Annotated in this window: 7 protein-coding genes; 6 read left to right on the forward strand and 1 reads right to left on the reverse strand. The window is 40.3% G+C overall.

Translation table 11 applies throughout. The features are described from left to right. The 3 genes from B2V92_RS12050 to B2V92_RS12060 all read left to right on the forward strand — a co-directional run. A partial coding sequence (locus B2V92_RS12050) for a PQQ-dependent sugar dehydrogenase (RefSeq protein WP_293308213.1) occupies positions 1-2,195 on the forward strand: 2,195 nt, incomplete at its 5' end. Between the two features lie 125 nt (positions 2,196-2,320). Further along, positions 2,321-2,956, forward strand: coding sequence for an HAD family hydrolase (locus B2V92_RS12055; RefSeq protein ID WP_293308215.1), 636 nt, complete (start codon positions 2,321-2,323; stop codon positions 2,954-2,956). Positions 2,957-2,964: 8 nt separating this feature from the next. Continuing rightward, the gene (locus B2V92_RS12060) at positions 2,965-3,285 is read left to right on the forward strand and encodes a DUF962 domain-containing protein (RefSeq protein WP_293308217.1); all 321 of its coding nucleotides are present in this window, start codon (positions 2,965-2,967) and stop codon (positions 3,283-3,285) included. A 448-nt stretch (positions 3,286-3,733) separates the two neighbouring features. On the opposite strand, the gene B2V92_RS12065 is transcribed toward B2V92_RS12060, so the two are convergent. Further along, a complete protein-coding gene (locus B2V92_RS12065; RefSeq protein WP_293308219.1) occupies positions 3,734-4,918 on the reverse strand; it encodes a proline dehydrogenase family protein in 1,185 nt (394 codons plus the stop codon). Between the two features lie 94 nt (positions 4,919-5,012). Here B2V92_RS12065 and B2V92_RS12070 point away from each other — a divergent pair, with 94 nt between their 5' ends. The 3 genes from B2V92_RS12070 to B2V92_RS12080 are packed head-to-tail and all read left to right on the forward strand — an operon-like array spanning position 5,013 to position 7,241. Continuing rightward, on the forward strand, positions 5,013-5,219 hold the full coding sequence (locus tag B2V92_RS12070) for an RNA-binding S4 domain-containing protein (RefSeq protein ID WP_025142770.1): 207 nt from the start codon (positions 5,013-5,015) through the stop codon (positions 5,217-5,219). Beyond that, positions 5,219-6,277 (forward strand): 3-dehydroquinate synthase, encoded by a 1,059-nt coding sequence (aroB, locus tag B2V92_RS12075; RefSeq protein ID WP_293308225.1) that lies wholly within the window; start codon positions 5,219-5,221, stop codon positions 6,275-6,277. Before B2V92_RS12070 ends, aroB begins: the two co-directional genes overlap by 1 nt. Position 6,278: 1 nt before the next feature. After that, positions 6,279-7,241, forward strand: coding sequence for a sterol desaturase family protein (locus B2V92_RS12080; RefSeq protein WP_293308227.1), 963 nt, complete (start codon positions 6,279-6,281; stop codon positions 7,239-7,241). Positions 7,242-7,800 lie beyond the last annotated feature (559 nt).

Here is a 7,800-nt window from a genome sequence, read left to right on the forward strand (position 1 = left end):
GCCACACCGGCGGTTCTATCGCTTTCGGATCAGATAACCTGCTTTATGTTTCTACCGGCGATAACTCTACACCTTTTGATGCCCCAAAACAGGAATTTGTGAACAGGGGTTATGCACCACTTGATAACAGAAAAGGCTTTGAGCAATATGATGCAAGAAGATCTGCTGGAAATACCAACGATTTACGTGGAAAAATTTTAAGGATCAAGGTTAACGAAGATGGTACCTATAGCATCCCTGATGGTAACCTTTTCCCTAAAAACGATCCTAAAGCACGTCCGGAGATTTATGTTATGGGCGATAGAAACCCCTACCGCATATCGGTAGATCAAAAAACCAATTATGTATATTGGGGAGAAGTTGGTCCTGATGCCCCTAATGATGATGCATTAAGAGGCCCAAGGGGTTACGATGAAGTGAACCAGGCCAAAAAAGCCGGTAATTTCGGTTGGCCGTTATTTATCGGCAATAACTATCCATACAAAGCCTACGATTATACCAACGGAGCAAATGGCAATGCTTTTGATCCTAAAGCACCGATCAACAATTCGCCCAACAATACCGGTTTGCAACAGCTTCCACCGGCACAACCGGCATTTATCTGGTATCCTTATGGCGAATCGGCCGAATTTCCGCAGGTAGGTGCAGGCGGACGTACAGCAATGGCCGGCCCGGTGTTATACACCAAAACCAATTCGCCATACCCCGCTTATTACAACGGAAAGCTCATTATTTACGAATGGGTACGCGGATGGGTTAAAGCGGTAACCATGAACGATAAAGGCGATTACCAGAGCATGGAACCATTTTTATCCAAAATTTCACTGGCTGCACCGATCGATATGGAACTGGGGCCTGATGGAAAATTATATATTCTTGAATATGGTAAAGGCTGGTTCAGCAAAAACCCTGATGCGGCTATTTCAAGGATCGATTATTTAGGTGGAAACCGTCCGCCAAGTATAGAAAAGTTAGATATTGTAAAAACCAGCGGATTGCTTCCTTACAAATTAACGGCCAATGTTATCGCCAAAGATCCTGATGGGGATGCTTTAACCTATGTTTGGAATTTGGGAAAAGGAATTACCAAAACCACTACCGCCCCAACGTTACAATATACTTTTACCAAAACAGGCGAATATCCGGTAAGTGTTACCGTAATGGATAAAAGCAAAGCTTCTGCAAAAAGTGCGGTAATCCCTGTTTTTGCAGGAAACGAACATCCAAAGGTAACGATTGATCTTGCCGGTAACAAAACCTTCTATTTCCCGAATAAACCGGTTGATTATAAGGTTTTGGTAAGCGATAGAAGCGCTAAAGTAAACAATAACCGCATTTATATTTCAAACACCTATACCGAAGGAAGCGATATGGCCGGGGCACAGTTGGGCCATCAGCAGGCAGCCCAAACCATGATCGGTAAAGCATTGATGTTAAAAGCCGATTGTAGTACCTGCCATAAAGAATCAGCTGTTTCTATCGGTCCGGCATTTGATAAAGTTGCCGCTAAATATAAAAACGATCCAAAAGCTTCGGATTATTTAGCTTCTAAAGTAATTGGTGGCAGTCAGGGTGTTTGGGGCGAAGTTCCAATGCCAGCACACACGGCCATGAAAGAAGCGGATGTAAAGAAAATTACCGAGTGGATTATGACTTTGGGCAATAAAGAAACCGTTAAAGCATCATTACCGACCACTGGAAAAATTGTTCCTCCGGCAAATACTGATAAAAAGAAATCTGTTCTAACGCTAAAAGCAACCTACACAAACGCTGGTGCCAAAGGTTTAAAGCCTTTAACCACTACCAATCTGGTTAACCTGAAAAGCAGTATAATTGATGCCAGCGACATTAAGGATTTTGCAGGTTTTGAAAGAAAAGATGTTTTTGGGGGCGAAAAAATTGTTCTTAGTCAGGAAAGCGGCTGGATTGCCATCAAAAATGTTGATTTAACAGGCATTGCAGGTTTCGGATTCTCTTTCTTAAACCTTGCCCCTGGTAGCGATGGCGAAATCGAAATCTGGCTGGATGACAGTAAAGGCCTCATGATCGGAAAATCTACTTTCAGAAAAAGTGTGCCCATCAGCATGATTTCCGATGGTAAATTCCATTCGCTATATTTTGTTTTCAAAGAACTTAAAACCGACGACAAAAAGAACCGCCCGATTATACAATCCATAACGGTAGAACCCAAGTAGGTTAAAACTAAAAAAGCGCCCGGAACCTGATCATAAAAGGTTCCGGGTTTTTTATTGTAAAAAATAAGGTTTTATCATTCCGCATTAACTTAGCAATAATATCTTTGCAGCAAATTCAGCGTATTATGCAAAACATTAAGAACATTATATTCGACTACGGAAACGTTATATTTGATATTGATTTCAAAATTGCCCAGGCATCTTTTCAAAAACTGGGCATTAGCGATATCGAAAACTTCTTTGCGCATAAAGCCCATAACCGGTTATTTGATGATTTTGAAACCGGGGCAATTTCTCCTGCCGAATTTAGGACCGGGATCAGAAAAGCTGCCAATAAACCCGATTTAAGCGATCAACAGATAGATGATGCATGGAACAGCCTTTTAATCGGCACCATTCAGGAAAACCACGATTTATTGCTTCAGGTTAAGGAAAAATACCGTACCTTTTTATTGAGCAACAACAACGAAATCCACTACGACTGGATTATCGATTATTTGAAAACCACTTTCAAAATCAATAATTACGATGCTTATTTCGAGAAAGCCTATTTCTCACAGCACATGAAACTCCGTAAGCCCAACACCAATATTTTCGAACAGGTATTAAAGGAGAACAACTTAAACCCTGCTGAAACATTGTTTATTGACGATAGTCCACAGCACATTGAAGGTGCCAAAAAAGTAGGTCTAAATACTTTGCTCATGACAGAAAAACCTGCACAGTTGGCTTCGTTTTTAAAAGCAAACGGAATTTTGTAAATTAGTATATGGCAGAGAAAAAGTATAAATCGCTTAAAGAGTTCTACCCTTTTTACCTTACCGAGCATGGTAATACTACCTCGCGCATCCTGCATTTTATCGGTACAGGTTTAGTAGTACTGGCTTTTTTTACCGGTTTTCTTTTCCATAACTGGCACTTCTTTCTGGCTATGCCCATATTGGGTTATGGTTTTGCATGGGTTGGCCACTTTTTCTTCGAAAAAAATAAACCCGCCACATTTCAGTATCCGGGTTATAGCTTAGCGAGTGATTTTATCCTGTTTTATGATCTGCTTACCGGAAGGCAGCCTTTTGTGGTGAAGAAATAACTCCTGCAAACACGTCCGAAGTTTACAAAGCCCGGGAGTGGGCGAAGAACTTCGGACGTCTGAAGTGTAGATAGCCTATCATTTATCACGATAAAATCGTGCAGTTATTGATGCACCCGTTTGGAAACGGGCGCAAGCGTTGTGAAATATTAGTTTTTGCGTGACCAGTATTCTTAAACAGTCTTTTTGTTACTAAACCCGATTGAAGCGGGCATACCGATTTTTCATCGATATAAAGCGAAAAGCGGGACTGCATACCCCCAAGAATTACTGAACAATCATTTCCAAAAGAAAGATCGTCATCTCAAGTAAAACGGAGTGGAACGGAGATCCTTCGACAGGCTCAGGATGACAACTTAACAAAAAAAGTCGTCATTTCAACTCAAACGTAGTGAAATGACGACTCTATTGCTAACTAAAAACTGTTAACTGCCAACTGAAAGCTGAACTAAAGTTTCCTTCTCTTCAATTCCCTTTCAATCAAGCCCAATTCACGGCCTGTTTGTCCGGCAACTGATGTATTTTCCTGTGCTCTTCTGAATAAATACGGCATTACCGCTTTAATCGGCCCATAAGGCACATATTTGGCCACATTATAGTTCGCATCAGCCAGGTTAAAACTCAAATTATCGCTCATTCCCAATAACTGGGCAAAATAAACATGCGGATGGTTATGCGAAATATTCTTTTCTTCTAAAAGGTAAGTCAATAAGCGGCTGCTATCTTCATTATGCGTTCCGGCAACGATAGCAATTTCTTCGATATGATCTACACAGTAACGTAACGATTCGTTGTAATCACGGTCTGATGCTTCCTTATCCGGTTGGATCGGCGAAGGATAACCCATTTCTACAGCACGTTTACGTTCTTTCTCCATGTAGGCACCACGAACCATTTTAACACCTAAAATAAAACCGTCGGCTTTGGCAATTAAGTGGTCGGCTTTCATGTCGGCCAGTTTATCATGGCGGTACATCTGGTAGGTATTATACACAATAATACGTTCGCGGTTAAATTTACGCATCATATCCAAAGCCAGCTCATCAATGGTATCCTGTATCCAGGTTTCCTCGGCATCGATCATAATTGGCACACTTTTATCAAAAGCGGTTTTGCAGATCATTTCGCAACGCAATTTTACTTTTTCGTATTCTGCCTCTTCTGTTGCGGTTAATTTTTCTTTGGCATCAAGTTTCTGTAACAATGCAAAACGGCCTATACCGGTTATCTTAAATACAGTGATTGGAATTTTCACATCACCATCGGCACGCACAATGGTGCGGATAATTTCGGCGCAGGTTTCGTCAAACACCTGCTCTTCTTCCTCTCCCTCAACCGAATAATCCAAAATGGTACCCACACCACCTTTATCCAGCTGATCGATAGCTTTATTACATTCGGCAATGGTTTCGCCACCGCAGAACTGCTGAAAAATGGTTGCTTTTATGGCACCCTGAATAGGCAGACCGATATTTAAAAAGAAATTTGTAATTGCCGGACCAACCTTGGTTAAAAAGTTGCTTCCGATCATTTTAAAAAGCCAGTATGCTTTTTTTAGTTCCTGATTAGATTTTTGGCGGAAAGCGATTTCCGTGTTGTCGAAATTAGGTTGTTTATTGGGGGATAAATCCATTTTTATCTATGTAATAAGTCAGAATGGTGCAAAATTATAAAAAGCATCGGTTGTTAAAACTAAAAAGCTCGAAATAATCGTATTTTTGCACAAAATGATACAATTCAAATTAGAAGGCGAATTTATTCCATTGATCCAGCTGCTAAAAGCAACCGGTTTGGTGGGCACCGGAGGCGATGCACAGGCTGCCGTGATGGACGGTTTGGTAAAATGTAATGGTGAAGTAGAATTCCGCAAACGGTACAAAGTTAGAGTTGGCGACATCATCACTTTTGAACAAGATAAAATCGAAGTAATTTAATGGAAACCTTAACGAGCGCAGGCCATTCGCTTTATTTCGAAAGCAATTTAGACGCCTTAAAAACACTTTTGGAAAGCAACAAATACAGCAAAGTTTTTGTATTTGCAGATGAGCATACCAGCGAAATCTGTTTACCGCTTTTTCAGTCACTTTTAGATGATTTCTCTGAATTCGACCTGATTGAAACATCAGCAGGAGAAGAAAATAAAAATATCGATTTCTGTATCGGTATCTGGAAAACCCTCCTGGATTTTGAAGCCGACCGTAAAAGTCTGATGATCAATCTCGGTGGTGGTGTAATTACCGATATGGGTGGTTTTATCGCCTCAACCTATAAAAGGGGAATCGATTTCATCAATGTACCTACTACCCTATTATCGCAGGTTGATGCCTCGGTAGGCGGTAAAACTGGTATCGATATCGACAATGTTAAGAACATGGTAGGTACTTTTACCTTACCGCAGATGGTTTTTATTGAAACTGCATTTTTGAAAACATTGCCAGAACGTGAGCTTTTATCAGGCTTCGCCGAAATGATCAAACATGGTTTAATTTACGACAAACCTTATTACGAAAGATTAAAAGCAAGCAATTACCTAACACCTTCTGCAGAGGATATTTACCGTTCGGTAGAGATTAAAAATGAAGTGGTAACCATCGATCCGCATGAGAAAAACCTGCGCAAGATTTTAAACTTCGGTCATACCATTGGTCATGCCGTAGAAGGTTATTCGCTCGCAAACGACGAAAATCCGTTAACGCATGGTGAGGCCATTGCCATCGGTTTTGTTTGCGAAGCCGCATTATCGATTAAAAACAGCTCATTAACAAAAGAAGAACTGAACGATATCAGCAGTTACATTTTGTCTTTATATCCAAAATACCATATCAAAAAAGAAAGTTTCGATACACTTTTGGAACTGATGCAGAGCGATAAAAAGAACGAAGATGGCAACATCCTCTTCTCGCTTTTAGAAACAACAGGCAAATGCACGTTTAACTGCCGTGTAAGCACAGCCGATATTTTAAGCAGTTTGGATTATTATAACAGTTTATAAAATGAATTTTACCGGAAGTGATATTTCTGTAATCGGGCTTTTTGGCTTCGTAATCGTTTTAACCCTGGTTGAAATGTATTTCAGTTACCAGCACGACAGAAAATTATATACCAAACGCGATACCTGGACGAATATTTACCTGATGACGGCAGCGATTGTGATCAATTTAGCAACCAAAACAGGTACATTTTTCTTATTGGCGTATTGCTACCAGTTCCGTTTGTTCCAGATCCCGAATGTGTGGCTTTACTGGTTGGTATTGATCCTGGCGCAGGATTTTCTGTACTGGTTTTTGCATACTGTGGGTCATTACGTACGTTTTTTCTGGGCCATGCATGTTACGCACCACTCATCGGAGCACTTTAACTTAACAACAGGTTTCCGTTCTACCGTTTTTGAGCCGATGTACCGGGTATTTTTTTACCTGCCTTTGGCATTTATGGGTTTTACTGCAGTAGATATCCTTTTTGCTTATCTGGTAACCCAGATTTATGGCAATCTGGTACACACACAGTACAATATTAAATTCCCTAAATGGTACGAATATATCTTTGTAACACCATCACACCACCGTGTACACCACGCCAGCAATGTACGTTACCTCGATAAAAATATGGGTATGGTTTTAATTCTTTGGGACAGGTGGTTTGGAACTTTCCAGGCCGAATTACCTGAGGATGTGGTAAAATACGGCTTAACTACCCAACCGAAAGATACCGGCCCTGTAAACATCATTTTTCATGAGTTTATTGCTTTGAGCGCCGATGTAAAAAAAGCACCAACCTTTATGGATAAAGTGAGGTACATTTTCAATCCGCCGGGATGGAGCCACGATGGAAGCACCAAAATTGCCAAAATTATGCAACAGGAGCTGCGCGATGAAGAAAAAAAGCAATACGAAGCGCTACAGCAGGACAAAGTAAAAGGACTTAATGACCGTGGAGAACTAAGCTCTACAGGGTAAAGGATTACCTATTTAGATTAGAAATGGCTTGTGGTAACACAGGCCATTTTTTGTTGCCGATGTTTTTTAGACAGAGATGCTTTTTTTAGCCACTGGTGCACGGATTAACACGGATGATGCTTTTTATTCTCTAGAACGAATTCTGTGGTTCCATTATTCCATAAAAATAGTTCAAATAACAAACCTACTCACAAGCTACCGTCATCTCGAGCGGAGTGCAACGTAGTCGAGAGATCTACCTAGAGACAGATTTCTCGCCCCGATCGTCATGCTGAATTTATTTTATTAGCTGTTTTTATTGTTTTTAAAGGTCTAATAGCTACTTCGTGGTCAGCATCTTTCAATGCAAAATAGACCCTGAAATGAATTCAGGGTGACGACGCCTTAATTTACTCCATTCAAAATAGCTTTCTCAAGCTTTAAGTTATAGTCGTTAAACAACAAACATATACCTTCAACCACATAAAAATCTGTTTTTAATCAATTTCCAGAAACAAACAGACCAATCACCCAACCGGCCTATTTTTAACGAAATTTAATTTTATTTAAAATATTTTCA

This window comes from Pedobacter sp. UBA5917, assembly GCF_002432345.1.
Lineage (GTDB): Bacteria > Bacteroidota > Bacteroidia > Sphingobacteriales > Sphingobacteriaceae > Pedobacter.

Excerpts from the sequence above, each read along its gene's own strand:
- B2V92_RS12055 (WP_293308215.1), top strand. The coding sequence starts at position 2,321 with ATGCAAAACATTAAGAACATTATATTCGACTACGGAAACGTTATATTT.
- B2V92_RS12060 (WP_293308217.1), top strand. The coding sequence starts at position 2,965 with ATGGCAGAGAAAAAGTATAAATCGCTTAAAGAGTTCTACCCTTTTTAC.
- B2V92_RS12065 (WP_293308219.1), bottom strand. The coding sequence starts at position 4,918 with ATGGATTTATCCCCCAATAAACAACCTAATTTCGACAACACGGAAATC.
- B2V92_RS12070 (WP_025142770.1), top strand. The coding sequence starts at position 5,013 with ATGATACAATTCAAATTAGAAGGCGAATTTATTCCATTGATCCAGCTG.
- aroB (WP_293308225.1), top strand. The coding sequence starts at position 5,219 with ATGGAAACCTTAACGAGCGCAGGCCATTCGCTTTATTTCGAAAGCAAT.
- B2V92_RS12080 (WP_293308227.1), top strand. The coding sequence starts at position 6,279 with ATGAATTTTACCGGAAGTGATATTTCTGTAATCGGGCTTTTTGGCTTC.